At 62.5% G+C, this 24,732-nt stretch carries 24 protein-coding genes; 10 read left to right on the forward strand and 14 right to left on the reverse strand.

Annotated elements, in window-relative coordinates; all coding sequences use genetic code 11:
- The coding region (gene trxB / locus J4E58_RS08945) for a thioredoxin-disulfide reductase (RefSeq protein ID WP_207255313.1) at nt 1-924 on the reverse strand (924 nt) is incomplete at its 3' end.
- Nucleotides 925-1,241: 317 nt separating this feature from the next.
- Here trxB and ftsK point away from each other — a divergent pair.
- The 6 genes from ftsK to cysG all read left to right on the forward strand — a co-directional run bounded on the left by ftsK (nt 1,242) and on the right by cysG (nt 8,758).
- On the forward strand, nt 1,242-3,650 hold the full coding sequence (ftsK, locus tag J4E58_RS08950) for a DNA translocase FtsK (RefSeq protein ID WP_009044578.1): 2,409 nt from the start codon (nt 1,242-1,244) through the stop codon (nt 3,648-3,650).
- A gap of 65 nt (nt 3,651-3,715) precedes the next feature.
- Complete coding sequence (gene lolA / locus J4E58_RS08955) at nt 3,716-4,339, forward strand: outer membrane lipoprotein chaperone LolA (RefSeq protein ID WP_007929220.1); 624 nt, start codon at nt 3,716-3,718, stop codon at nt 4,337-4,339.
- A 30-nt stretch (nt 4,340-4,369) separates the two neighbouring features.
- Nucleotides 4,370-5,695, forward strand: coding sequence for a replication-associated recombination protein A (locus tag J4E58_RS08960; RefSeq protein ID WP_009044577.1), 1,326 nt, complete (start codon nt 4,370-4,372; stop codon nt 5,693-5,695).
- The gene (gene crcB, locus J4E58_RS08965) at nt 5,692-6,066 is read left to right on the forward strand and encodes a fluoride efflux transporter CrcB (protein WP_087091614.1); all 375 of its coding nucleotides are present in this window, start codon (nt 5,692-5,694) and stop codon (nt 6,064-6,066) included. The genes J4E58_RS08960 and crcB overlap by 4 nt, the downstream gene beginning before the upstream one ends.
- A 16-nt stretch (nt 6,067-6,082) precedes the next feature.
- The gene (serS, locus tag J4E58_RS08970; protein ID WP_087091613.1) at nt 6,083-7,363 is read left to right on the forward strand and encodes a serine--tRNA ligase; all 1,281 of its coding nucleotides are present in this window, start codon (nt 6,083-6,085) and stop codon (nt 7,361-7,363) included.
- Nucleotides 7,364-8,758 carry a siroheme synthase CysG gene (gene cysG / locus J4E58_RS08975; RefSeq protein WP_087091612.1) on the forward strand — a complete coding sequence of 465 codons (1,395 nt, stop codon included), beginning with the start codon at nt 7,364-7,366 and terminating at the stop codon, nt 8,756-8,758.
- 76 nt (nt 8,759-8,834) lie between these two features.
- On the opposite strand, the gene J4E58_RS08980 is transcribed toward cysG, so the two are convergent.
- The 8 genes from J4E58_RS08980 to J4E58_RS09015 all read right to left on the reverse strand — a co-directional run bounded on the left by J4E58_RS08980 (nt 8,835) and on the right by J4E58_RS09015 (nt 13,465).
- Nucleotides 8,835-9,836, reverse strand: a complete 1,002-nt coding sequence (locus tag J4E58_RS08980; protein WP_087091611.1) for a glutathione S-transferase family protein — start codon at nt 9,834-9,836, stop codon at nt 8,835-8,837.
- Between the two features lie 88 nt (nt 9,837-9,924).
- Complete coding sequence (locus J4E58_RS08985) at nt 9,925-10,926, reverse strand: glycosyl transferase family protein (RefSeq protein WP_087091610.1); 1,002 nt, start codon at nt 10,924-10,926, stop codon at nt 9,925-9,927.
- Nucleotides 10,923-11,258, reverse strand: coding sequence for a TusE/DsrC/DsvC family sulfur relay protein (locus J4E58_RS08990; protein WP_087091609.1), 336 nt, complete (start codon nt 11,256-11,258; stop codon nt 10,923-10,925). The genes J4E58_RS08985 and J4E58_RS08990 overlap by 4 nt, the downstream gene beginning before the upstream one ends.
- On the reverse strand, nt 11,255-11,554 hold the full coding sequence (tusB, locus tag J4E58_RS08995) for a sulfurtransferase complex subunit TusB (protein WP_087091608.1): 300 nt from the start codon (nt 11,552-11,554) through the stop codon (nt 11,255-11,257). Before tusB ends, J4E58_RS08990 begins: the two co-directional genes overlap by 4 nt.
- Nucleotides 11,554-11,916 carry a sulfurtransferase complex subunit TusC gene (tusC, locus tag J4E58_RS09000; protein ID WP_085534145.1) on the reverse strand — a complete coding sequence of 121 codons (363 nt, stop codon included), beginning with the start codon at nt 11,914-11,916 and terminating at the stop codon, nt 11,554-11,556. Before tusC ends, tusB begins: the two co-directional genes overlap by 1 nt.
- 3 nt (nt 11,917-11,919) lie before the next feature.
- The gene (tusD, locus tag J4E58_RS09005) at nt 11,920-12,312 is read right to left on the reverse strand and encodes a sulfurtransferase complex subunit TusD (protein ID WP_087091607.1); all 393 of its coding nucleotides are present in this window, start codon (nt 12,310-12,312) and stop codon (nt 11,920-11,922) included.
- Nucleotides 12,313-12,376: 64 nt separating this feature from the next.
- Complete coding sequence (locus J4E58_RS09010; protein ID WP_087091606.1) at nt 12,377-13,081, reverse strand: YoaK family protein; 705 nt, start codon at nt 13,079-13,081, stop codon at nt 12,377-12,379.
- A gap of 51 nt (nt 13,082-13,132) precedes the next feature.
- A complete protein-coding gene (locus J4E58_RS09015) occupies nt 13,133-13,465 on the reverse strand; it encodes a DUF6388 family protein (protein ID WP_053261829.1) in 333 nt (110 codons plus the stop codon).
- A gap of 281 nt (nt 13,466-13,746) precedes the next feature.
- On the opposite strand from J4E58_RS09015, the gene J4E58_RS09020 reads away from it, so the two are divergent.
- Nucleotides 13,747-13,995 (forward strand): DUF1652 domain-containing protein, encoded by a 249-nt coding sequence (locus J4E58_RS09020; RefSeq protein ID WP_053261828.1) that lies wholly within the window; start codon nt 13,747-13,749, stop codon nt 13,993-13,995.
- Nucleotides 13,996-14,073: 78 nt separating this feature from the next.
- Here J4E58_RS09020 and J4E58_RS09025 read toward each other — a convergent pair whose 3' ends face one another.
- The gene (locus J4E58_RS09025; RefSeq protein WP_007929246.1) at nt 14,074-14,307 is read right to left on the reverse strand and encodes a DUF6555 family protein; all 234 of its coding nucleotides are present in this window, start codon (nt 14,305-14,307) and stop codon (nt 14,074-14,076) included.
- 395 nt (nt 14,308-14,702) lie between these two features.
- Here J4E58_RS09025 and J4E58_RS09030 point away from each other — a divergent pair, with 395 nt between their 5' ends.
- The 3 genes from J4E58_RS09030 to J4E58_RS09040 all read left to right on the forward strand — a co-directional run bounded on the left by J4E58_RS09030 (nt 14,703) and on the right by J4E58_RS09040 (nt 18,042).
- Nucleotides 14,703-15,038: a hypothetical protein gene (locus tag J4E58_RS09030; protein ID WP_007929247.1), complete on the forward strand. Its 336-nt coding sequence runs from the start codon at nt 14,703-14,705 to the stop codon at nt 15,036-15,038.
- Nucleotides 15,039-15,740: 702 nt separating this feature from the next.
- The gene (mqo, locus tag J4E58_RS09035) at nt 15,741-17,387 is read left to right on the forward strand and encodes a malate dehydrogenase (quinone) (protein WP_053261826.1); all 1,647 of its coding nucleotides are present in this window, start codon (nt 15,741-15,743) and stop codon (nt 17,385-17,387) included.
- Between the two features lie 256 nt (nt 17,388-17,643).
- Complete coding sequence (locus J4E58_RS09040; RefSeq protein WP_087091605.1) at nt 17,644-18,042, forward strand: hypothetical protein; 399 nt, start codon at nt 17,644-17,646, stop codon at nt 18,040-18,042.
- Nucleotides 18,043-18,054: 12 nt separating this feature from the next.
- On the opposite strand, the gene J4E58_RS09045 is transcribed toward J4E58_RS09040, so the two are convergent.
- From J4E58_RS09045 to J4E58_RS09060, 4 genes are all read right to left on the reverse strand, one after another.
- Nucleotides 18,055-20,238 carry a TonB-dependent siderophore receptor gene (locus J4E58_RS09045; protein WP_087091604.1) on the reverse strand — a complete coding sequence of 728 codons (2,184 nt, stop codon included), beginning with the start codon at nt 20,236-20,238 and terminating at the stop codon, nt 18,055-18,057.
- Between the two features lie 306 nt (nt 20,239-20,544).
- The gene (locus J4E58_RS09050; RefSeq protein WP_087091603.1) at nt 20,545-21,951 is read right to left on the reverse strand and encodes an ATP-binding protein; all 1,407 of its coding nucleotides are present in this window, start codon (nt 21,949-21,951) and stop codon (nt 20,545-20,547) included.
- Complete coding sequence (locus tag J4E58_RS09055; RefSeq protein WP_087091602.1) at nt 21,948-23,759, reverse strand: DAHL domain-containing protein; 1,812 nt, start codon at nt 23,757-23,759, stop codon at nt 21,948-21,950. Before J4E58_RS09055 ends, J4E58_RS09050 begins: the two co-directional genes overlap by 4 nt.
- Nucleotides 23,756-24,709 carry a cytochrome-c peroxidase gene (locus J4E58_RS09060; protein WP_087091601.1) on the reverse strand — a complete coding sequence of 318 codons (954 nt, stop codon included), beginning with the start codon at nt 24,707-24,709 and terminating at the stop codon, nt 23,756-23,758. The genes J4E58_RS09055 and J4E58_RS09060 overlap by 4 nt, the downstream gene beginning before the upstream one ends.
- Between the last annotated feature and the right edge of the window lie 23 nt (nt 24,710-24,732).

Below are 24,732 nucleotides of genomic sequence, written 5' to 3' on the forward strand. Positions count from 1 at the left end.
ATCCAGGGCTGCCATGCAGCCCGCACCCGCGGAAGTGACGGCCTGGCGGTACACATGGTCGGCCACATCGCCCGCGGCGAACACGCCCGGGATGCCGGTGGCCGTGGCGTCGCCTTCGCTGCCACCCTTGACCAGCAGATAGCCATCGCGCATTTCCAGCTGGCCCTTGAACAGATCTGTATTGGGCTTGTGACCGATGGCGATGAATACGCCGGCCAGTGCGAGTTCCTGGGTCTCTCCGGTCTGGCTTTCACGCAGTCGGGCGCCGGTGACGCCGCTGGCATCGCCCAGCACCTCATCGAGATTCTGGTTCCAGTGCAGGCGGATATTGCCCTTGGCGGCTTTGTCGAACAGCTTGTCCTGGAGGATTTTCTCCGCGCGCAGCTTGTCGCGCCGGTGCACCAGGTGAACCTCTTTGGCGATGTTGGAGAGGTACAGGGCTTCCTCCACGGCGGTGTTGCCGCCGCCGATCACGGCAACTACTTGATTGCGATAGAAAAAGCCGTCACAGGTAGCGCAGGCGGATACACCCTTGCCGGCGAAGGTTTCTTCGGAGGGCAGGCCCAGGTACTGGGCCGATGCACCCGTGGCGATGATCAGTGCGTCGCAGCTGTAGGTGCCGCTGTCGCCCTTGAGGATAAAGGGTCGCTGCTGCAACTCCGCAGTATGGATGTGGTCGTAGACGATCTCGGTGTCGAAGCGTTCAGCGTGTTTTTGCATGCGCTCCATCAGCACCGGGCCGGTCAGGCCTTCGACATCGCCTGGCCAATTGTCGACCTCGACGGTGGTGGTCAGTTGACCGCCTGCTTGCAGGCCGGTGATGACGGTCGGTTTGAGGTTGGCGCGGGCGGCATAAACGGCAGCGCTGTAACCGGCAGGGCCGGAGCCCAGAATGATCAGGCGTGAATGCTTCGCTTCGGTCATAAAAACACCTCATAAGCCTTTGTCACAAAAGAGAATGCATGCTCAAATTGAATACTGCGTAAAGTGTTCCTGATTATGCTACACCCAGTATTGAGCAGCGTGGCACGGCGCTTACAAACCCGTACAATGCGGGTTTGTATCCCTATGTGGAATACATCGGCATTGCACGCGGCAGCTCTTACAGTTTCGCAATGCGTGGGCAGAATGTTAAAAGTAGCCCCAGTTACGCTCGTCAACTTTTTTACCTGCCTGGATTGGGCAGTATTTTTTAGTCGATCAACAGTTGGACGCGCCCATGGCGCAGGAAAAGACGCGTTTTGAAGAAATCCACCGCAGCACCTAAAACAGTAGTCCCACTCTGGCGCCAGCAATTGCACTACCGGCTCAAGGAAGGTGCGTTGATCGCCATTGGGGCCTTGTGCCTGTTCCTGATGATGGCATTGCTGACATATGGCAAGGACGATCCGGGCTGGAGTCATAACAGCAAGATCGAAGATGTACAGAACTTCGGTGGTCCTGCGGGCTCTTACAGCGCCGATATCCTGTTTATGGTGTTGGGTTACTTCGCCTATATCTTCCCGTTGTTATTGGCGATCAAGACTTATCAGATCTTCCGTCAGCGCCATGAGCCGTGGCAGTGGAGCGGCTGGCTGTTTTCCTGGCGCCTGATCGGCCTGGTATTCCTGGTGCTGTCCGGTGCCGCGTTGGCGCATATCCATTTCCATGCGGCGACCGGCCTGCCGGCTGGCGCGGGCGGGGCGCTGGGTGAAAGCCTGGGCGACCTGGCCAAGAACGCGCTGAATATCCAGGGCAGTACCCTGATGTTTATCGCGCTGTTCCTGTTCGGCCTGACCGTTTTTACCGATCTTTCCTGGTTCAAGGTCATGGATGTGACCGGCAAGATCACCCTCGACCTGTTCGAACTGTTCCAGGGCGCCGCCAACCGCTGGTGGGCAGCCCGGACCGAGCGTAAGCAACTGGTCGCCCAGTTGCGGGAAGTGGATGCCCGGGTCGATGAGGTGGTTGCTCCGACCGTGACCGACAAGCGTGAGCAGGCCAAGGTCAAGGAGCGCCTGATCGAGCGCGAGCAGGCCCTGAGCAAGCACATGTCCGACCGTGAGAAACAGGTCCCGCCGGTGATTGCCCCGGCCCCGGTCAAAGCGCCCGAGCCAAGCAAACGTGTGCAGAAAGAGAAACAGGTCCCGCTGTTCATCGACAGCGCGGTCGAAGGCACCTTGCCGCCTATCTCTATTCTCGATCCGGCGGAAAAGAAACAACTCAACTACTCCCCCGAGTCGCTGGCCGCTGTCGGCCATCTGCTGGAAATCAAGCTCAAGGAGTTCGGGGTCGAGGTGTCGGTGGACTCCATCCATCCGGGCCCGGTGATTACCCGTTACGAAATCCAGCCGGCCGCCGGTGTGAAAGTCAGCCGTATCGCCAACCTGGCCAAGGACCTGGCGCGTTCGCTGGCGGTGACCAGCGTGCGGGTAGTGGAAGTGATTCCCGGCAAGACCACCGTGGGTATCGAGATTCCCAACGAAGACCGGCAGATCGTGCGCTTCTCCGAAGTGCTGTCGACCCCGGAATACGACAACTTCAAATCCCCGGTCACCCTGGCCCTGGGCCACGATATCGGCGGCAAGCCGATCATCACCGACCTGGCCAAGATGCCTCACCTGCTGGTGGCCGGTACCACCGGTTCCGGTAAGTCGGTGGGTGTGAACGCGATGATTCTGTCGATCCTGTTCAAGTCCGGCCCGGAAGACGCCAAGCTGATCATGATCGACCCGAAAATGCTCGAGCTGTCGATCTACGAAGGCATCCCGCACCTGTTGTGCCCGGTGGTGACTGACATGAAGGACGCCGCCAACGCCCTGCGCTGGAGCGTGGCCGAGATGGAGCGGCGCTACAAGCTGATGGCGAAGATGGGCGTGCGAAACCTGTCGGGCTTCAACGCCAAGGTCAAGGAGGCGATCGAGGCCGGTACACCGCTGACCGACCCACTGTACAACCGCGAAAGCATTCACGACGAAGCGCCGCTGCTGACCAAGCTGCCGACCATCGTCGTGGTGGTCGACGAATTCGCCGACATGATGATGATCGTCGGCAAGAAGGTCGAAGAACTGATTGCGCGGATCGCCCAGAAGGCCCGTGCCGCGGGGATCCACCTGATCCTGGCGACCCAGCGTCCGTCGGTGGACGTGATCACCGGCCTGATCAAGGCCAACATCCCGACCCGCATGGCGTTCCAGGTATCGAGCAAGATCGACTCGCGGACCATCATCGACCAGGGCGGCGCCGAACAGCTGCTGGGTCACGGTGACATGCTCTATATGCCGCCGGGCACCAGCCTGCCGATCCGCGTCCATGGCGCCTTCGTCTCCGACGATGAGGTGCACCGTGTGGTGGAGGCCTGGAAACTGCGTGGTGCACCGGAGTACAACGACGACATCCTCAACGGTGTCGAAGAAGCCGGTAGCGGCTTCGACGGCGGCAGCGGTGGTGGTGACGGTGACGACGCCGAGACCGACGCGCTGTACGACGAGGCGGTGCAGTTCGTCCTCGAGAGCCGCCGGGCATCGATCTCCGCGGTTCAGCGCAAGCTCAAGATCGGCTACAACCGCGCGGCCCGCATGATCGAAGCCATGGAAATGGCCGGTGTGGTGACCGCCATGAACACCAACGGCTCGCGCGAAGTGATAGCGCCGGGTCCGATGCGCGACTAATGACCCGACACAGGCGGCGCGCCCCAGCGCCGCCGGTTTTTTCCACGAATCTAATGAGGACTCCCATGCGTCTTATCCGCATGTTGCTGGTACCGGTACTGGCTTTAACGACGCTGTCGGCCCATGCCGATCAGAAAGACGTGGCGCGCCTGACCCAGTTGCTCGAAAAGTCCCAGACCCTGACTGCGCGTTTCTCGCAGCTGACCCTCGACGGCAGCGGCACCCAGCTGCAGGAAACCGCTGGCGACATGGCGCTGAAGCGCCCGGGTCTGTTCTACTGGCACACCGATGCGCCGCAGGAGCAACTGATGGTCTCCGACGGCAAGAAGGTTTCCCTGTGGGACCCGGACCTGGAACAGGTCACCATCAAGACCCTGGACCAGCGCCTGACCCAGACCCCAGCCTTGTTGTTGTCGGGCGATGTGTCGAAAATCAGCGAAAGCTTCGACATCAGCGCCAAGGAAGCCGGCGGCGTGGTGGACTTCATCCTCAAGCCGAAAACCAAGGACACCCTGTTCGACAGCCTGCGCCTGTCGTTCCGCAATGGCCTGGTGAATGACATGCAACTGATCGACAGTGTTGGCCAGCGCACCAATATCCTGTTCACCGGGGTCAAGGCCAACGAGCCGATCGCCGCTTCCAAGTTCAAGTTCGACATCCCCAAGGGTGCCGACGTGATCCAAGAATAAGTCGCCGCCAAGAGGTTTCAATCGTCCGCCATGGATCTGTTTCGCAGTGACCCGATCGCCCAACCCCTGGCCGCGCGCCTGCGCCCGGCCAACCTGGACGAGTACGTCGGTCAGGAACATGTGCTCGCCCGCGGCAAGCCTTTGCGCGAAGCGCTGGAACAGGGGGCTTTGCACTCGATGATCTTCTGGGGGCCGCCGGGCGTGGGCAAGACCACCCTGGCGCGGCTCCTGGCGAAAGTCTCGGATGCGCACTTCGAAACGGTCTCGGCGGTGCTGGCCGGGGTCAAGGAGATCCGCCAGGCGGTGGAAATCGCCAAGCAGCAGGCGGCCCAGTACGGGCGCCGGACCATCCTGTTCGTCGACGAAGTGCACCGTTTCAACAAGTCGCAGCAGGATGCCTTCCTGCCCTATGTCGAAGACGGCACCCTGATTTTCATCGGTGCGACCACCGAGAACCCGTCCTTCGAGCTGAACAACGCACTGTTGTCCCGGGCCCGGGTGTATGTGCTCAAGAGCCTCGACGAGGCGGCGCTGCACAAGCTGGTGCAGCGGGCCTTGACTGAAGAACGCGGGCTGGGCAAGCGCCAGCTGAGCCTCAGCGACGAAGGCTTTCAGATGCTCCTGGCGGCGGCGGACGGCGATGGCCGGCGCCTGCTCAACCTGCTGGAGAATGCTTCCGATCTCGCCGAAGACGGCACGCAAATCGGCGTCGAGCTGCTGCAAAGCCTGCTGGGCGATACCCGCCGGCGTTTCGACAAGGGCGGCGAAGCCTTCTATGACCAGATATCGGCGCTGCACAAATCGGTCCGCGGTTCCAACCCGGACGGTGCCTTGTACTGGTTCGCGCGGATGCTCGACGGTGGTTGCGACCCGCTGTACCTGGCGCGGCGCGTGGTGCGCATGGCCAGCGAAGACATCGGCAACGCCGATCCACGGGCATTGAGCCTGTGCCTGGCGGCCTGGGACGTGCAGGAGCGCCTGGGCAGCCCCGAAGGCGAGCTGGCGGTGGCCCAGGCCATCACCTATCTGGCCTGCGCGCCGAAAAGCAACGCCGTGTACATGGGCTTCAAGGCCGCCATGCGCAGCGCTGCCGAACATGGGTCGCTGGAAGTGCCGCTGCACCTGCGCAATGCGCCGACCAAACTGATGAAGCAACTGGGCTACGGCGACGAATATCGTTATGCCCATGATGAGCCGGATGCCTACGCGGCCGGCGAAGACTACTTTCCCGAGGCGCTGGAGCCGCAACCCTTCTATCAACCCGTGCCCCGTGGCCTGGAACTGAAGATCGGCGAGAAGCTCAAGCACCTGGCGGAGCTTGACCGGGCCAGCCCCAAGCAGCGGAGAAAACCGTGATCCCGTTGATCCTTGCCGTCTCGGTGGGTGGTATTGCCGGAACCCTGTTGCGCTTTGCCACCGGTAACTGGATCAGCGCCAATTGGCCGCGGCACTTCTATACCGCGACGCTGGCCGTTAATATCGTGGGCTGCCTGCTGATCGGCGTGCTGTACGGCCTGTTTCTGATACGCCCGGTGGTGCCCATCGAGGTGCGCGCCGGGTTGATGGTGGGCTTCCTTGGCGGCCTGACGACTTTTTCATCCTTTTCACTGGATACGGTACGTCTGCTGGAAAGCGGACAGATACCGCTGGCCCTGGGCTATGCGGCCATCAGCGTATTCGGCGGGCTGCTCGCGACCTGGGCCGGCCTGTCCCTGACCAAACTTTGATAAACGAGAGACCGACATGCTCGATTCCAAACTGTTACGTAGCAACCTTCAGGACGTAGCGGACCGCCTGGCATCCCGTGGCTTTGCCCTGGATGTAGCACGCATCGAAGCGCTGGAAGAACAGCGCAAGACCGTCCAGACCCGCACCGAACAACTGCAGGCCGAACGTAACGCGCGCTCCAAGTCCATCGGTCAGGCCAAGCAGCGCGGCGAAGACATCGCGCCGCTGATGGCCGACGTCGAGCGCATGGCGGGCGAGTTGGCGGTCGGTAAGGTTGAGCTGGACGCCATTCAAACCGAGCTGGATGCGATCCTGCAGGGCATCCCGAACCTGCCCCACGAATCGGTGCCGGTTGGCGACGACGAAGAGGGCAACGTCGAAGTGCGCCGCTGGGGCACGCCGACGGCGTTCGACTTCCCGATCCTGGACCACGTCGCCCTGGGTGAAAAAAACGGCTGGCTGGACTTCGAGACCGCGGCCAAGCTGTCGGGCGCGCGTTTTGCCCTGCTGCGCGGGCCGATCGCCCGTCTGCACCGCGCCCTGGCGCAGTTCATGATCAACCTGCACACCAGCGAACACGGTTACGAAGAGGCCTACACCCCTTACCTGGTGCAGGCACCAGCATTGGTGGGGACCGGCCAACTGCCGAAGTTCGAAGAAGACCTGTTCAAGATCAGCCGTGAAAACGAAGCCGATCTGTACCTGATCCCGACCGCCGAAGTGTCGCTGACCAATATCGTGGCCGGCGAGATCCTCGATTCGAAGCAGCTGCCGATCAAGTTCGTCGCCCACACCCCGTGCTTCCGCAGTGAAGCCGGTTCGTCGGGCCGCGACACCCGCGGCATGATTCGCCAGCACCAGTTCGACAAGGTCGAGATGGTCCAGATCGTCGAGCCATCGACCTCCATGGAAGCCCTGGAAGGCCTGACCGCCAACGCCGAGAAAGTCCTGCAACTGCTGGAGCTGCCTTACCGCACCCTGGCGCTGTGCACCGGCGACATGGGCTTCAGCGCGGTCAAGACTTACGATCTGGAAGTGTGGATCCCGAGCCAGGACAAGTACCGCGAGATTTCGTCGTGCTCCAACTGCGGCGACTTCCAGGCCCGTCGCATGCAGGCGCGCTTCCGCAATCCGGAAACCGGCAAGCCGGAACTGGTGCATACCCTGAACGGTTCCGGCCTGGCGGTCGGTCGTACCCTGGTGGCGGTGCTGGAGAACTACCAGCAGGCCGACGGTTCGATCCGTGTGCCTGAGGTGCTCAAGCCTTACATGGGCGGCCTCGAGGTCATCGGCTAAATGGAATTTCTGCCGCTGTTTCATAACCTGCGCGGCAGTCGTGTGTTGGTGGTCGGCGGCGGGGAGATTGCCTTGCGCAAATCCCGCCTGCTGGCCGACGCCGGTGCGCTGCTGCGGGTAGTTGCACCTGAAGTGGAACCCCAGTTGCGCGAGCTGGTTACGGCCAGCGGCGGCGAATGCCTGTCGCGCGGTTATGCCGAGGCGGACCTGGACGGCTGTGTGCTGATCATCGCTGCTACCGACGACGAACCGCTCAATGCCCAGGTTTCCGCCGATGCTCATCGGCGCTGCGTGCCGGTCAATGTGGTGGACGCGCCGGCCCTGTGCAGCGTGATCTTTCCGGCGATCGTCGACCGTTCGCCGTTGGTGATCGCCGTCTCCAGCGGCGGCGATGCACCGGTGCTGGCGCGCCTGATCCGGGCCAAGCTGGAAACCTGGATTCCCTCGACCTACGGTCAACTGGCCGGCCTGGCCGCGCGTTTTCGCAATCAGGTCAAAGGCCTGTTTCCGGACGTGCAGCAGCGTCGTGCCTTTTGGGAAGACGTGTTCCAGGGACCGATCGCCGACCGGCAGCTGGCCGGGCAGGGCGAGGAGGCCGAGCGCTTGCTGCAGGCCAAGATCGCCGGCGAAGCGCCCCATGCGCCGGGCGAGGTGTATCTGGTGGGAGCCGGGCCGGGCGATCCGGACCTGCTGACCTTCCGCGCCTTGCGCCTGATGCAGCAAGCCGATGTGGTGCTCTACGACCGCCTCGTAGCTCCGGCGATTCTCGAGCTGTGCCGGCGCGATGCCGAGCGGGTGTATGTCGGCAAGCGCCGCGCCGATCACGCCTTGCCCCAGGAACAGATCAACCAGCAATTGGTGGACCTGGCCAAACAGGGCAAGCGCGTGCTGCGTCTGAAGGGTGGCGATCCGTTCATCTTCGGCCGTGGTGGCGAAGAGATCGAAGAGCTGGCGGCCCATGGCATTCCGTTCCAGGTGGTGCCGGGGATTACCGCGGCCAGTGGCTGCGCGGCCTATGCCGGCATTCCTTTGACCCACCGTGACTATGCGCAGTCCGTGCGTTTCGTCACCGGACACCTGAAGGATGGCACCACTGATCTGCCCTGGGCCGACCTGGTCGCGCCTGCGCAGACCCTGGTGTTCTACATGGGCCTGGTGGGCTTGCCGGTGATCTGCGAGCAACTGATCCGGCATGGCCGTTCGGCGGATACGCCGGCCGCCTTGATCCAGCAGGGCACGACCGCCAACCAGCGAGTGTTCACCGGCACCCTGGCGGATCTGCCGAAGCTGGTGGCGGAGCATGAAGTGCATGCGCCGACCCTGGTGATCGTCGGCGAAGTGGTGCAGCTTCGCGAGAAGCTCGCCTGGTTCGAAGGCGCGCAGTCGCAGGTCTGAAAAAGCATCGCGGGCAAGCTCGCTCCTACAGGGATCCGCGATCCCTGTAGGAGCGAGCTTGCTCGCGATAGCGATCTCAACCTTTGCGCCAAACTCCACGCCCGCTCAAACGCTCGCGATCATGCGCCGCATCGAAGTCCTGCGCCGGCCCTTTCGGCACGATGCCGGTCGGGTTGATGGTGCGATGGCTGGCGTAGTAGTGCCCCTTGATATGGGTGAAGTCCACGGTTTCGCCGATCCCCGGCCATTGGTACAGCTCGCGCAGCCAGTTCGACAGGTTCGGATAGTCGGCGATCCGCCGCAGGTTGCACTTGAAGTGACCGTAATACACCGCGTCGAAGCGGATCAGCGTGGTAAACAGGCGGATGTCCGCTTCCGTCAGGTATTCGCCGGCCAGGTAGCGTTGGCCGCCCAGGCGCCGTTCCAGCCAGTCGAGTTCGGCGAACAGATCGTCGAAGGCCGCTTCGTAGGCTTGCTGCGAAGTGGCGAAGCCGGCGCGATACACGCCATTGTTCACCGCCGGATAGATGCGCGCGTTCAGTTCGTCGATTTCGCGGCGTAGCGGCTCCGGATAGAAGTCCAGGCTGTTACCGCTCAGGTCATCGAAGGCGCTGTTGAACATGCGGATGATTTCCGCCGATTCGTTGCTGACGATGCGTTTCTGTTGTTTGTCCCAGAGCACGGGCACGGTGACGCGGCCGGTGTAGTCGCGGGTATCGGCGGTGTAGCGTTGGTGGAGGAAATCCAGATGATCCAGCTGGTCGCCGCTGGAGCCCAGGGCCCGGTCGAAAGTCCAGCCCTGTTCCAGCATCAGCCAGCTGACCACCGACACGTTGACCAGGCTTTCCAAACCCTTGAGCTTGCGCAGAATCAGCGTGCGGTGCGCCCAGGGGCAGGCCAGGGATACGTACAGATGATAACGGCCGGCTTCCGCGCGAAAACCGCCTTCGCCGCTAGGGCCTGGTTTGCCGTCAGCGGTCACCCAGTTGCGGCGTTGTGCCTGTTCGCGCTGGAAGGCGCCGTCTTTGCTGCTTTCGTACCACTGGTCGTGCCAGCGTCCTTCAATCAGCAGGCCCATAAAAAACTCCTCGGTCAGTGTGCATTGGAGTGCAGTCTAATCCGAGGAGTTCGAACGAATTACGCAAAAGTCCGGCAATTATGATCGGTTAAATCGATCTGTCGCGAGCATCCCAGTAGTGCTGAGCTTGCTCGAAAGCCTGTTCCCGGAGTATGCCGAGCCCGCGCAGGGCCAGGGCCATGGTGGCGATCAGCGCCAGCTGCGGGTAGCTGTCCTGCACATCGCCGCGCCAGACGGCTTTCAGATGCTCGGGGTCGAGGGCCGCCGGTTTGACATGGCGCTGCTCGGACAGCGCCGGCCATTCCTCATCCCAACTGATACCTCCAGTGGTGCCGTACAAGTGGCTGGCGCTGTCCGGGTTGATCTCGATTTCGCCGCCGTCGCCCTTGATCACAATGACGTTGTCCCCCAGCAGGCCGCTGGCATCGCGATGCACGCCCTGATAGCCGGGGTGGAAGATGCTTTGCAGGCCGCAGCGCGCGCCCAACGGGTTGAGGATGCGCGCCAGGGAGTGGATCGGCGAGCGCAGGCCCAGGGTATTGCGCAGGTCGATCATGCGTTGCAGCTGTGGCGCCCAGTCGCCCAGGGGGATGAAGGCCAGGTTGCCCTGGTCCAGCGCGGCGTCGACCGCCTGCCAGTCGCGGCACAGCGGGATGTGCAGCTGCTCCAGCAATTGCTCGGTGTACAGCCGGCCGGCGGTATGGGCGCCGCCGCCGTGCAGCAGGATGCGCACGCCGTTTTGCGCCAGGCACTTGGCGGCCAGCAGGAACCAGGGCAGGTGGCGCTTTTTGCCGGCATAGCTGGGCCAGTCCAGGTCGACCTTGATCGGCGGTGCCTGCAGGCGCTGGCGCAGGGCTTCGGTAAAGCCCGCCAGCTCCTCGGGGCTTTCTTCCTTGTGTCGCAACAGCATCAGGAAGGCGCCGAGCTGGGTGTCCTCGACCTTGTCGTCGAGCAGCATACCCATGGCTTCCCGGGCTTCTTCACGGGTGAGGCTGCGGGCGCCGCGTTTGCCTTTGCCGAGAATGCGCACGAACTGCGCGAAAGGATGCTCGGCGGGCGTCTCGATGGTCAGCGGGGTGTAATCGGTCATAAGCAATTGGTCGGCTTGGGCAGGCCCGCCAGCTTGGCGGCAAGTTTGGCGGGAGTGCCTTTGAACAGTCGGTTCAGGTGCAGGCTGTTGCCCTTGTCCGGGCCCAGCTTCAAGGCGGTGTATTTGATCAGTGGGCGGGTCGCGGGCGACAGCTGGAACTCCTGGTAGAAGCCGCGCAGCAGCTCGAGGATTTCCCAGTGCTCGGGGGTCAGTTCGATCTGTTCCGCCACGGCCAGGGCAGCGGCCACTTCGCTGGACCAGTCGCCCAGTTCCACCAGGTAGCCGTCCTTGTCCAGGGCGATGGCGCGTTCGCCGACAGTCAGTGCGTTCATAACCAGCTGTTGACCTTGTCGTACTGGATCGACAGCGCGACGAACGCCGGGTAATCGATACTCGTGGCCCAGGCCGGAACCTCCAGGCCTCGGGCCTGGTGGTCTTCCGCCAAAATGTAGAGCGACAGCGTCTCGCCGCGTGCCTGCAGGGCCGCCAGCGGCGCGCTGCCAGGCTGCAGGGCGTACACCGCATCGCCGCACAGGAGGATGGCATCCTGCGGGCCGAGCAGGCGCAGGCAACTGGTCAGCCGGGAGTCGGTGAAGGGCGAGTGGGACAGCACGTGCAAGGTCGACATCAGAGGGTGATCACCTGGTCAAAACGGTCAATGAGTGCGCCGAGTTCGGCCGGGGCCAGGACCTGCACCTCGTCCAGGTTCAGCGCGGCCGGGTCCAGGCCGCGTTCCGCCACGCTGGCGCCGCAGGCGAACAGCTGCTCCACACCAAACAGCGGCAGGGCCTGCAGATTGGCGCTGAGGTCCTTTTGCTGCACGGCAGCGGCTTTTTGCCCGGGGGCCAGCTGAAACACGCCATCGTCAAGAAACAGCAGGCCGATCGGCAAGTCGAAGGCGCCGCCCGCCAGCACTATATCCAGGGCTTCGCGGGCGCCGGGGCCGGACCAGGGGGCCTGGCGGCTGATGATCAACAGGGATTGCGCCATGTTTCATGGCCCTCCGAAACAGATCAGGCGGTCGGCCGCCTGTACGGCGTCGTGCAACTGGCCGAGCCCGGAAAGCTCCCAGGGCGCGCTCAGGTTGACGGCCGGGCGCTGGTAGCGCGCGGCTTCCTCCTGGTTCAACACCCCGCGGCGCAGGGCCGCGGCAATGCACACCACGCCATCGAGCTGGTGCTTGCTGACGAAGGTTCGCCATTGCGCGGGCAGGTCCGGTTCGTCCTGCGGGGTGACGATGTTGTCCGATGCGCTGTGCACGCCATCCTGATAGAAAAACAGCCGCACGATCTCGTGGCCGCCAGCCAGCGCTGCCTGGGCGAATGCCAGGGCGCGGCGCGAGGAGGGCGCGTGAGCGGCGGAAAAAAGGGCAATGGCGAACTTCATGTAGAACTCTGTCTGCAAACCTGGGGCCATGATAAAGCTTTATGCCGGGCCCGGCGAAGTGGCTTTAGCGCGGCATATAGCCCAGTTGCCAGCGATGGGGGATCTTCAGCGACAACAGCCCCAGCAGCGCCGACAGCAGGCCGCTGACGAACAGGGCCGCGAGGCCCAGATGCTGCTCCAGAACGGCGCCCAGCACGGCGCCGGCGAACATGCCGCCCCAGGGCACCAGCTGGATGCGCCAGCCATTGCGCCGCTCGCCGAGCATCCAGCGGCCCAGGCCGCGGCCAAAGCGCGACAGGGCGCCGGTAACATAGGTCAGGCCCACGGGCAGCCCGTTCACTTCCTCGACGGCAGCATTGAGCATGCCCATGGCGATGATCGCGGCCAGCACCGCCGGTAGCCGTTGTTCAAACGGCCAGGCGGCTGCCGCGCACAGCAGCGTGGCAATGCACAACAGCAGCGGCAAGGCCCGGCGGCCGCCCAAGCGGCTGACGACGATGCCCAGGGCGTTGCCGGCGATGAAGGTGACGACCAGCAGCACCAGATGCAGGGTCAGGGCCAGGTCGGCATCGCTGATGGCGACGGCCAGGCGCGTGGTGTTGCCGCTCATGAAGGAGACGAAGTCCCCGGTGGCCATGAAGCCGATGGCGTCGGTCATGCCGGCCAGCACCGACAGGCTGGCGACCAGGCACAGGCCTATGCGGCCGCGCCATTTCTGGCGCCGCAGCAGCTCCGGGTTACTGCGAAGGCTGGTGGAAGAGGGCAGCATCAGCGTTGACTCATGGTGACAATGATCCTTTATCGAAGGCCCGAGCGGCGCTCAATCGCGTGGCAGGCCGTGTAGCTCGCAATACTCGCTCCAGGGCATGCCGGCCATTTCCGCCACTTCCCGGTGCACTTCGAGCCGCCGCGCGGCAAATTCCTCCGCGCTCTGCACGGTCAACTGCAGGCTCAGTTCCCAGGCAAACAGACCCTGGCGTTCCGCCTCGGCCTCGAAGGCTTCGTGCAGTCGCTCCGCGCGGTATTGCTCCTGGGTTTCGCCCCTGGCCTGGGCGGCCAGGGGGTTGAGGTGATCGAGTGCTTCACGAAGCTCCGGGCGTGCTGCGAGAAACTTTTGCAGGGCCACTTCATGCGGGTGTTCGGGTGCGGCCATCGGCGATCCTGGATGGGGTTGAAGGAAGTCGTTTCGGATTTGGGAGGTGCGAAAGCCCAGCGACCATAACGCCTGGCCGGTCCAGCGTCAAAATGCTCCCGGGTGGAGTTGCCGCGACGGAAGGTCAGGGCCGTGCTCGCACCGTGCCACTGAGCGGATTGGCCAGGTAAAAATGCGTGCTGGGTAACACTTCCAGTGAATGCCCGGGTATGAGCCCCGTTCTTGTGACCTATTCTCAACGGGCACTCTCTCCAAATGGCGCCGCCAAGGAGGAATTTCTCATGCTCTCGATGGACGAGCTTCGCCAGATCCTGGAGTCCGGTTTCCTGCCGCTTTCCTGCACCTGCACCGTCAACCCCGACGGCTCCCTGGCAATCAAGGTTTTCGAGCCGCAAAGCGGACGGATCGATCTGTTCATTACCGGGGTATCGACCGAGCATCTCACCAGTGTTCGCGCGGCGGCCAATTTCGTCGGTGAGTTGCGGACTGAAATCAGGGCGGGGCGTCGGGCATTTGCCGGCGGTTTCTAATCGTTGTGCAAGTGGATCATCGGGCAGGTTGAGCGCTTCCTTGCGCCAGTGTCGGACGTCTGAGTTGTGCGGGGAGGGTTAGTTTTCAGACAACTCTCTCCAGTTCGCCAGCGTGACGCCGCTGCGCTCGGCGAATATCTGCATGGTGCGGTAGGTCCCGCCGCAGGGGGTGTCGTGGGTAATCAGGCACCCGGAATGCAGAAAGGCCAGATACCAGGTGTCGCTGTCGCTCAATCGCGCGCCCTGGTAAGTGAAGGTTCTTTGCGAACCTGCGAAACAGTAGCGAATTTCGAAAGTCTTGATGCTATTCATCGCCGCGTCCTTTGGGCTGTGTTGGGTGGTGGCGATTCAAGATTATTCCCAAAAGGACGCGTTGACTTGCACCACTCATCCGAACTGCATGGACAGTCGCCGTTCGCATCCCCAAATGCCTCGCGGCATTCTCCTGTACCCCAAACGCCCCTGGCTGAAACCACCCTCAATGGGTGTCATGTTGCGCCAGGCAGCGGGCGTTTTCCGTCAATCGAGGCCTTTGTGGACAAACTGCTATTTGCCTGTCCGGGACGTGATGGGGTTAACGTTTTTTTGACCGATATCAGGTGATGATCGCGGGGCGGGAATACCGTTCGGCGAAAGAAGCAGGTGTTTCTAACGATAAGCCCGGGCAAGTGATACATTTCTCGACTTTTTAGGGATGAGGAAGACATATGCGAGTTTGGCTAGGCGCGTCGCTGATGGGACTGTTGGCCGGGTGTTCGTTACCCACGGCTTTGGCACCGGGCAAGCCGAACGTCAGTGAGCTGACTGGCAAAACGCCGAAAGATTATGCGCAGTGTGTCCTGCCGGCCTGGCAGCGCGAAACGCCCAGGAGCACCCAGTCCGATATCTCCAACGGCTATCGGATCACCGCTCCTGGCAGCCTGGCATCGGATGAGATCGTGGAAGTGGTGAAATCGAAGAACGGCAGCCTGGTCTCGCTCTACCAGGGAACACCCTGGGCCAAGTCCGCGGTGCTGAAAAAGGCCGTGCATGATTGCCTGTAGGCCGCTTCATGCCTTCTGTGAAGGGCTTGTCAAAGTGACAGCCCGTTGCTGTTGAATCGCGCGTTCCTGCCCACAAAAAAAGCCCTGACTAATCAGGGCTTTTTTTTGTGCCGGGTATTCGCCGGGCCTCACCTTGCTCGCATCCAGGCGAACTCTTGAATCATCAAGGTCCTTTTCTGCATAAAAACAGGACAAATCTGACAGTTTTTTTGACGGCTTTATCCGTCCAGTAGACAATGGCGCGTTAGCCACCACCCATGATGGCCATTATGTCCGTTTTCAGCAGGAGGGCTGCCAGGGTTGGGGGCGATCCCTGTATGCGATACCCGTGGCCTTGCCGCTGTCAGGCGGTGATCGAGGGCGTTGGCAGCAGGCCGATCGTAGTACCGGGTGTTGTTGACTCACTCCTTTGGTTACACCCGACTAGTCTCTCTATGGGAATGTGGTTTTAGCGGGCGTTTCGGACCGTCGATCGACGCTGTCCGAAGGCGTCCCAACAAAATAGTGTCACTCAAGTAGCTGAAGCCAATAGCGAATAAGAAGTCAGCGCAGGAGCGACATATAAACTGAGGTCGATAGTGTCATGTCGGCCTTGTGTGCCCACCCTTCAGTTCTTCTGAGTGCGGGAACCCATGGCGGTGCCGGGGCGACTGATGATCGAGAATGGGGGGGCGGATGGCGTTCTATCGTAGGAACTACTGTATGTTGAAAAAAGTGAACACGGCCCTGCTGGGCTTGGCGATGACGATGGGGCTCAGCTCTGCGTACGCCGCCGAGACCAAGAAAGTGGATGTGCTGCTCATCGGTGGCGGCATCATGAGTTCGACCCTGGGTGTCTGGCTCAATGAGCTGGAGCCGGGCTGGTCGATGGAAATGGTCGAGCGTCTCGACGGCGTTGCCGAAGAAAGCTCGAACGGCTGGAACAACGCCGGTACCGGTCACTCTGCCCTGGCGGAGCTGAACTACACCCCGGAAAACAAGGACGGCAAGGTCGAGATCGCCAAGGCCATCGAGATCAACGAAGCGTTCCAGATTTCCCGCCAGTTCTGGTCGTGGCAAGTCAAGAACAATGTCCTGAAGGACCCGCGTTCGTTCATCAACTCCACTCCGCACATGAGCTTCGTGTGGGGCGATGACAACATCAAGTTCCTGAAGAAACGCTACGAAGCACTGCAGGCGAGCCCGCTGTTCGCCGGCATGCAGTACTCCGAAGACCCGGAGCAGATCAAGCAGTGGGTCCCGCTGATGATGCAAGGGCGCGATCCGAAGCAGAAGATCGCCGCCACCTGGTCGCCGCTCGGCACCGACGTGAACTTCGGCGAGATCACCCGTCAGTTCGTCGGCCACCTGAAAGCCCAGCCGAACTTCTCGCTCAAGCTGTCGAGCGAAGTGGAAGACATCAAGCGTAACGAAGATGGCTCCTGGCGCGTGGTGTACAAGAACCTGAAAGACGGTACCGAAACCCAGACCGACGCCAAGTTCGTGTTCATCGGCGCCGGCGGCGGTGCCCTGCACCTGCTGCAGAAGTCGGGCATTCCTGAAGCCCAGGAATATGCCGGTTTCCCTGTGGGCGGCTCGTTCCTGGTGACCGAGAACCCGGCGATCGCCGAGCAGCACCTGGCGAAGGCCTACGGCAAGGCGTCGGTCGGCGCTCCACCGATGTCGGTTCCGCACCTGGACACCCGCGTGCTGGACGGCAAGCGCGTGATTCTGTTTGGCCCGTTCGCGACCTTCTCCACCAAGTTCCTCAAGGAAGGTTCGTACCTCGACCTGCTGACCACTACCACCACTCACAACATCTGGCCAATGACCAAGGTCGGCATCAAGGAGTACCCGCTGGTCGAGTACCTCGCTGGCCAACTGATGCTGTCGGATGAAGATCGCCTGAATGCCCTGAAAGAGTACTTCCCTAACGCCAAGGCTGAAGACTGGCGTCTGTGGCAGGCCGGCCAACGCGTGCAGATCATCAAGCGCGACGAGCAGCTGGGTGGCGTGCTGAAACTGGGCACCGAGATCGTCAGCGCCAAGGACGGCAGCATTGCCGGCCTGCTGGGTGCTTCGCCAGGTGCTTCGACCGCCGCGCCGATCATGCTCAGCGTGCTGGAGAAGGTCTTCAAGGACAAGGTCGCGACTCCGGCCTGGCAGGCGAAGCTGCACCAGATCGTGCCGAGCTACGGCACCCAGCTCAACGGCAGTCCTGAGCGTGTCGCTCAAGAGTGGGCCTACACCAGCGAAGTGCTGCAATTGACTCCGCCACCGGCCATCGGCCAGATGGCTGCACCTGCGCAACCTGCGGCTGAAAAGCCAAAGGCGCCAGTGAGCAACCCGTCGGCTGACATGGCCCTGTAATACCGGCCGCGCCCGACCTGTCGGGTGAACCGGAACCTGGGGCGGACATCCGCTCCAGGCTAAAAAAAACGCCGCTCCCAGGAGCGGCGTTTTTTGTTTGTGCGGCGTATTCAAGAGCCTTTGCCCTCGCGTCCTGCAACCCTGCCTTGCGCCCATGGCGCATTTCTAACCGAAACATCCAGGTCACGCCTGCCCGGGAACTATTGCCGGGAAATCCCTTTCCATAAGCTCGACGCAATGATGCCTGGAGAAGGCGATGTTCAGAGCTGGCTCGTTAATCTCGATCGTCTCGATTCTGCTGTCGATCCCGCTGGATGCCGGCGCGGAGTCCGGCACGCAGGCAAATGCCCGGTACTCCAACGATCATGCGAATTGGGAACGCCTTCCCGTGGTCAATGACTACCAGGTGAGAGCACTGTTGCAGGCTTCGAAGCGGGACTGGAACCCGGCCGCAGTGCTGCCGGCCGATGCCAGGCAGAACCTTCGCCGGGGCAGGACGTTGCCCAGGCAGCAATCGCGACGCTTGAACCCCAGGCTGGTCCAGCAGTTGCCGCGTTACGACGGCTACCAATGGTGGCGCGCGGGCTCCGATCTGCTGCTGGTCAGGACCTCGAACCGGATGATCTTCGACGTCCTGGTCGATGCTTTCCAGTAGGACTGGCCCCGATCAGAAGTTGATCGAGGCGCTCAACCGCGCGGTCAGGGGCGCGCCCTGGAACAGGTAGCCATCGCCCATGTATTCACCGGCGTCACGCCAGTAGCGCTTGTCGAACAGGTTGTCCACGGTCAGCCGGAACACGGTGTCGTAACCGTCGATGCGGGTGCTGTAGCGGCTGCCGATGTTGAACACGGCGTAGCTGCCGGTCTGCACCTCGCCCTCGCGGTTGGCGTACTTGCGACCGCTGTACTGCACGCCGCCGAGCAGCGCCAGGCCGTCGAACCAGGGCAGGGCGTAGTCGCCGTAGAGGCTGGCGCGCAGGGTCGGCACGTTGAGCGCCTGATGACCTTCGTACGCCGGGGTGTCGCTGCCAGTGACCCGCGCGCGGATCGCCGCGACACTGGCCGAGACCTGCAGGCGTTGGCTGGCCCAGCCATTGGCCGAGAGTTCCAGGCCGGTGTTCTTCTGTTCGCCCTGCTGGGTGAAGGTGAAGGTGCCGTCGCCATTCGGCCGGGAGTATTGGTAGGCCTGGCGGATCTGGAACAGCGCCGCGGCCAGGCTGATGCGCTGCCAGTCATACTTGATGCCGGCCTCGATCTGCCGCGACACGGTAGGCGCGAGGATTTCAAAGGCATTGCTGGCGAACCACGGCGCCTCGCTACCCAGGGACAGGCCCTTGCTGTAGCGGGTGTACAGCGCCAGGTTCTGCACCGGCTTGTAGATCAGCGCGGCCTGGGGCAGGAACACATAACGCTGGGTGTGGCGGGTGGTGTCGCCCTGGCTGTCGAAGGTTTCCTCGTCCAGGCGTACCTCGCGCCCGCCGAGCACGGTCTGCCAATGTTCGTTGAAACTGATGCGGTCGTTGAAGAACAGGCCGTACTGGCGGCTGTCCAGGCGACGGTAGGAGTCGTTGAGCGGTCCGTCGTAGCGGGCGACATCCGCTGGCTCGCCGTCGATGTTGGCGCTACCGATCATCTGGTTGATCGGGTCGCGTTTGTCCACCACGCGGCGGAATGCGCTGGTGCCGATGCTGAGTTCGTGACCCAGGCCGCCGGTGTCGAAGTTGCCACTGAGGACGGCCTGAACCTCGTCGTTGCGCCGGGTATCGTCCGGGCTGCGGAAATCGTAGATGTCGTAGTCGCCCTCGGGGCTGAAGTGGTTGGGCACCGCCGCGCCGGCGCAGCTGGCGGCACCGTAGCAGCCCCAGGCGAACGAGCTGTAGTCGTCGATCACCACCCGGCTGCGCGAGGCGCTGAGGTTGCCTTTCCACTGGTCGTTGAAGCGGTACTCGAAGTTGCCGTTGAGGTTCAGCGCGTCGGTGCCGACTGGCTTCGAACCGCTCTGGTGCGCCAGGAGCTTTTTCGGCGAGGCGTGGTGCGGCAGGCTGGAGCCGCCGAGCAATTGATAACCCGGGGCCGAGCGCTGTTCCTTGGTCTGGTACTCGATGTCCAGTTGCAGCAGGGCGTCGGGGCTGATGTTCCAGTCGAAGGCCAGGGAGGCGAAGTCGCGCTGGCCATTGGTGTGTTCGACATAGGAGTGGATGTCCTCGTGGGCCAGGTTGGCGCGCAGCCCGAACTGCTGCTCGCTGCCGAACCAGCCACCGACATCGGTGGCCACATAGCCGCTGCCGCGATCGTCGGTAGAGACTGTGACCGAGCGCACGTCGGTGGGGCGCTTGGTCACGTAGTTGATCAGCCCGCCGGGCTCGCTGACGCCGCTCTGCAGGCCGTTCAGCCCCTTGAGCAATTCCACCTGCTGCTTGTTTTCCAGACCGATGTTCTGCTCGCCGGTGATGCTGCGGCCGTTGATCCGATAGCTGTTGGCGGCATTCAGGGAGAAGCCGCGCACCGTGAAATTCTCGTAGTAGCCGACCGGCGCATAACTTTCGCCGACCGAGGCGTCGTTCTTCAGCACCTCGCTGAGCAGGCGGGCCTGCTGGTCCTTGATCAAGTCTTCATTGATCACCGCAATCGAGGCGGGTGCATCGAGCAGGGGAGCCGCCTCGAAACCACCAACCGCGGCGCTGCTGGCCTGATAACCGGAGCGGTCTTCGCCGGTCACGGTCAGGGCCGGCAGTTCGGTCTCGGCGGCCTGGGCCACGGGCGCGGCACCGGCCAGCAGCAGGCTCAGCAGATTGCGCGCGAACCGCGGGGCGGGCAGCCCCTGGCGGGAGGCCCGGTAAAGCATATCCATTGAAAACTCCTCGACGATGGCGATCCCGGCCCCGGCGAATACCAGGCACAAAGGGCCAGGCGCGCTCGGGAAAGCGTCGTGCTGTTTAAGACGGGGGAAGCGTGTGTGCCCTGAAGGCGTCAGGCCGGATGTGCTCCGGTGGCCATTGGCAAGACGAAATCGGCGACCCATTCTTGAGGCGCGCCATCATACAAGAGATCGGGCCCGCGGCATGCCCCGACGTACCGCGTCGCTTGGATCGCCGGCAAGCTTGGCTCCTACAGAAGCAGCAGTGGTGTCGAGCCTGTGGCTGGAGTGCGGGGGCGTTCAGCCGGCCTTTCTGCTCTGATGCACCGGAAGCTCGACGCGGAAGGTGGTGCCGACACCGACCTCGCTGCGCACCGAGATGTCGCCGCGGTGTTTCTTGACGATGCCGTAGGACAGCGACAGCCCCAGCCCTGTGCCCTGGCCCACGGGTTTGGTGGTGAAAAACGGGTCGAAGATTTTCTGCAGGCTGTCCGGCGGGATGCCCGAGCCATTGTCGGCCACTTCGATCCACACGTTCTCGCCCTCGACGCCGTTGCGCAGGGTGATGGTGCCCCGTTCGTTGCCCATGGCCTGGGCGGCGTTGACGATCAGGTTCATCACCACCTGGTTGATCTGCGAAGGCAGGCACTCGACCTCCGGCAGCTCGGCGTACTCCTTGATCACGTCGGCCTTGTACTTGATCTCGGCGGCGACGATGTTCAGGGTCGAGTCGATGCCCTGTTGCAGGTTCGCCCATTGCCATTCCTGGGTCGAATCGACCCGGGAAAAGTCCTTGAGGTCCTTGACGATCTGGCTGACCCGACCGATGCCGTCCTTGGACTCCTTGATCAGCAGCGGAATGTCCTCGAGGAGGAAATCCAGCTCGATATCCGTGCGCAACTGTTTCAGCCGATCGCGCAGCTCGCTGGCGCCGATCCCGGTTTCGGCATTGCCGTAAGCCTCGAGCATCTCCTGCAGGCGCTTGAAGTAGCTGTCCAGGGCGCCGAGGTTGGAGGAAATGAAGCCGACCGGGTTGTTGATTTCATGGGCTACCCCGGCGGCCAACTGGCCCAGGGAGGCGAGCTTTTCCGATTGCACCAGTTGGCTTTCCAGCAGCTTGCGCTCGTCGATTTCCCGTCGCAGCGCGGCGCTGGCCTGCTTGAACGCCAGGGTACGTTGCTCCACCCGTTCTTCCAGCTCGCTCATCTGCAGCTGCGCGCGCATGGTCATTTCCCATTTGGTGGTGAGGGTGTTGGCCATCTGCTGGACTTCGATATTGTCGAAGGGCTTTTTCAGGATCAGCAGCCGGTCGTGGCCGTTCAGGCGATCGAGCAACTCGTCCCAGGAATAGTCGGAGTAGGCGGTGCACACCACCACTTGCAGCAGTGGGTCGTGCTTCCACAACTCTTCGATGGTTTGCGCGCCGTCCCAGCCATCGGGCATGCGCATGTCGACGAAGGCCAGGGCATAGGGTTGGCCCTTGCCCGCCGCTTCCAGCAGTTTGCCCAGGCCTTCCTGGCCACCGTAGGCCGAATCCAGTTCGAACACTGTGGCGGCGGTTTTTGGCGCGCTGCCGAACAATGCGCTTTCCATCGCATCGAGGTCGGCGCTGTCGCCGGTCTTGGGCGTAAGGATCTTGCGGAAGTCGTCGTGGATCGCCGGGGTGTCGTCAATCAGCAGGATGCGCCGGTTTATCGGGTTGTTCATGCCTCAACCTCGGCGGTGATCAGGGGGATTTGCAGGACGAACAGCGCGCCTTTGCCCGGGCCGTCGCTATGGGCGGTCAGGTGGCCATTCATCTCGATGGCCGCCAGGGCGCAACTGTGCAGGCCGAACCCATGGCCTTCCTTGCGGGTGGTGAAGCCGTGGGCAAAGATGCGGGTCATGTTTTCCGGAGCGATGCCTTCGCCTTCGTCACGCACGCTGATCTGCAAGGTCTCGCCGTCGACCACCGCTGCCGCCAGGGTCATGTTGCGCGTCTGGTTGGACAGGTCGGACATGGCGTACTTGGCGTTGCTGATCAGGTTGATCAGGATCAGCAGCAGGCGATGCTTGTCGCCCATGATCAGTGGTACGTCGGCGTATTCCTTGCGCACGGTCACATGATGGCGGGTGAGGGCGCCGGAGTTCATCCGCAGCGCGTCTTCGAGCAGTTCGCTGACCGACAGCGGTTCCAGCAGGCTGCTGGCGCCCGCATAGGATTGCTGGGTAGCGACGATGTCCTTGATGTGATCGACGCTTTTGCTCAGTTGGCTCAGCTCCTCGGTCATGCCTTGCTGTTCCAGGTCGATGGCCTCGACCAGCTGGTTCAGGTAGCCGGGCAGCAATTTGCCCTTTTCGTCCTCGGTGAGATAGCTGCTCAGGTCCTGCTTGTGTTGGTTGATCAACTGCATCGCCTTGCCCAGCCCCTGGGCCTTGCTGTTGCGCAGCTTGCGGCTGACCAGGTCGGCGGAGATGTTCACGCTGTTGAGCACGTTACCGACGTTGTGCAGGACATTGGTGGCGATTTCCGCCATGCCGGCCTGGCGGGCGGTGTCGAGCAGTTCGCTCTGGGTGTCCTTGAGCTGGCGCGTGCGCTCTTCGACCCGTTGTTCGAGTTCGTCGTTGGCGGCCACCAGGGCGCGGTTCATCTGGTTGATCTCGGCAAAACTGCGGATCAGGCGAATGCCCAGCCAGATCAACAGCAGTACCAGCAGCGCGGAAAACAGCAGCAGGTAGAAATGGTATCGCTGGTCGACGGCCTCGGCCTGTTGCTGGTCGCGGTTGAGCAGGACGGTGATGTCGTCCAGGCGCTCGTCGACCGGCACCACTTCGATTTCCTCGAGCAGGCGGTTGACCTTGGGTTGCTCGCGCAGGATCAGCTCGACGTGGTTGCTGAGGGTATCGATCAGGCCATGGAAGTCCGTGGGCAAGCGCTCCTTGTTGACCGTCAGCTTGTTCAGGCCCACCAGGATATCCGCGGCCCTGTCGTCGGAGGTGACCTGGGCGAACTCCAGGCTGCTGAGCAACAGGTCGTAGGTATCGGTGGCGATGTTTTGCAGTTGCAGTTTGTCCGCGTCGTGCAGTTGGGCCAGCTCTTGCTGGATATCGTCCTCGGCGGTCGGTAGGAAGGCCAGGGAGTTGCGCAGCACAGAGTTGTGCGACTTGAACTGTTCCACCAGCCGGGTCTTTTCCTTTATCGCGTTCAGGTAGCCGTCATGGGCATTGCGCCACAGCGGCGAATCGTTGCGCTGGTTCTGCGCCTCCATCGAGTCGAATTTCTGCCACAGGCGCATCATCTCGCCCAGGGGTGAAACCAGCGGGTCGTAGTTGTGGGTAATGGCCACCCTGGCCTTGAGTATTTCGTTTTCCCACAGCGAGTCCTGCTGCTTGATCTGGCGGATCAGGTCGCGCGATTCGGTGTAGGTCACGGTCTGGTCGGACCTGGATTTGAGGTAGAGAAAGAGCAGGATCGAAGCCATCAATACCGCCAGGGCGGCCAGCAACAGGATGCTTACGCGACGGGATACTTTCATAAAGGTTTGCCTTCCCATTCGCCGGTCAGGGTCTTGAGGAATTTGACGATCAGGCGTTTGTCTTCCTCGGACGGCGTACGTCCCAGCTGGTACTTGAACATCACCGCCACCGCGCCTTCGAGGGTGGCTTGCGAACCGTCGTGGAAGTACGGCGCCGTGACCGCGACGTTACGCAGGCTCGGCACCTTGAACACATTGCGGTCGTCTTCTTCGCCCGTGACGTTGAAGCGCCCCAGGTCGGCCTCGGTAGGGTTGCCCCGGGCCGCGAAGTAGTCGCCGAGCACGCCGAACTTCTGGAACATGTTGCCGCCGATATTCACCCCCTGGTGACAGGCGATGCAGCCGTATTCCTGGAAGCGCTGGTAGCCGTACTTTTCCTCGATGTCGAGGATCTCGGTGTTGCCCGCCAGGTATCGGTCGAAGCGCGAGTTGGCGCTGAGCAGGGTGCGTTCGTAATCGGCCAGGGCGCCCTGGATGTTGGCCTGGGACACACCACCAGGGTAGGCATCGGCGAAGGCGGTGCGATAGGCCGGGTCGTCGGCGATGCGCTGTACCACGACTTTCCAGTCGCTGCCCATTTCGCTGGGACTCTGCACCACGATGTGCACCTGCTCTTCCAGGGTTTCGGCCCGACCGTCCCAGAACTGGTGGAAGTTCAGGCTGGCGTTGAACACGCTCGGGGTGTTGACCGCCACGGGCTTGCCATCGAAACCCAGGGAGTGCGGAACAGTATCGGCACCGCCCCGATCAAGGCGATGACAACTGGCGCACGACAGGCTGTTGTTCACCGACAGGCGCGGGTCGTTGAACAAGCGTCGTCCCAGTTCGACCCGTTTGCTGTCCAGCGCCGGTGCTGCGGGGAGGGGTTTGAGCGGTCCTTCCAATGGCGCGGCCTCGGCGCCTGGAGCGAGCAGCAGGTTGGCCGAAAGGAGTAATGCAAGTGACGACATGGTCGGTATCCTTACCAGGCACA

This window comes from Pseudomonas sp. FW305-25, from assembly GCF_017351415.1.
In the GTDB taxonomy this organism is placed as follows: domain Bacteria; phylum Pseudomonadota; class Gammaproteobacteria; order Pseudomonadales; family Pseudomonadaceae; genus Aquipseudomonas; species Aquipseudomonas chlororaphis.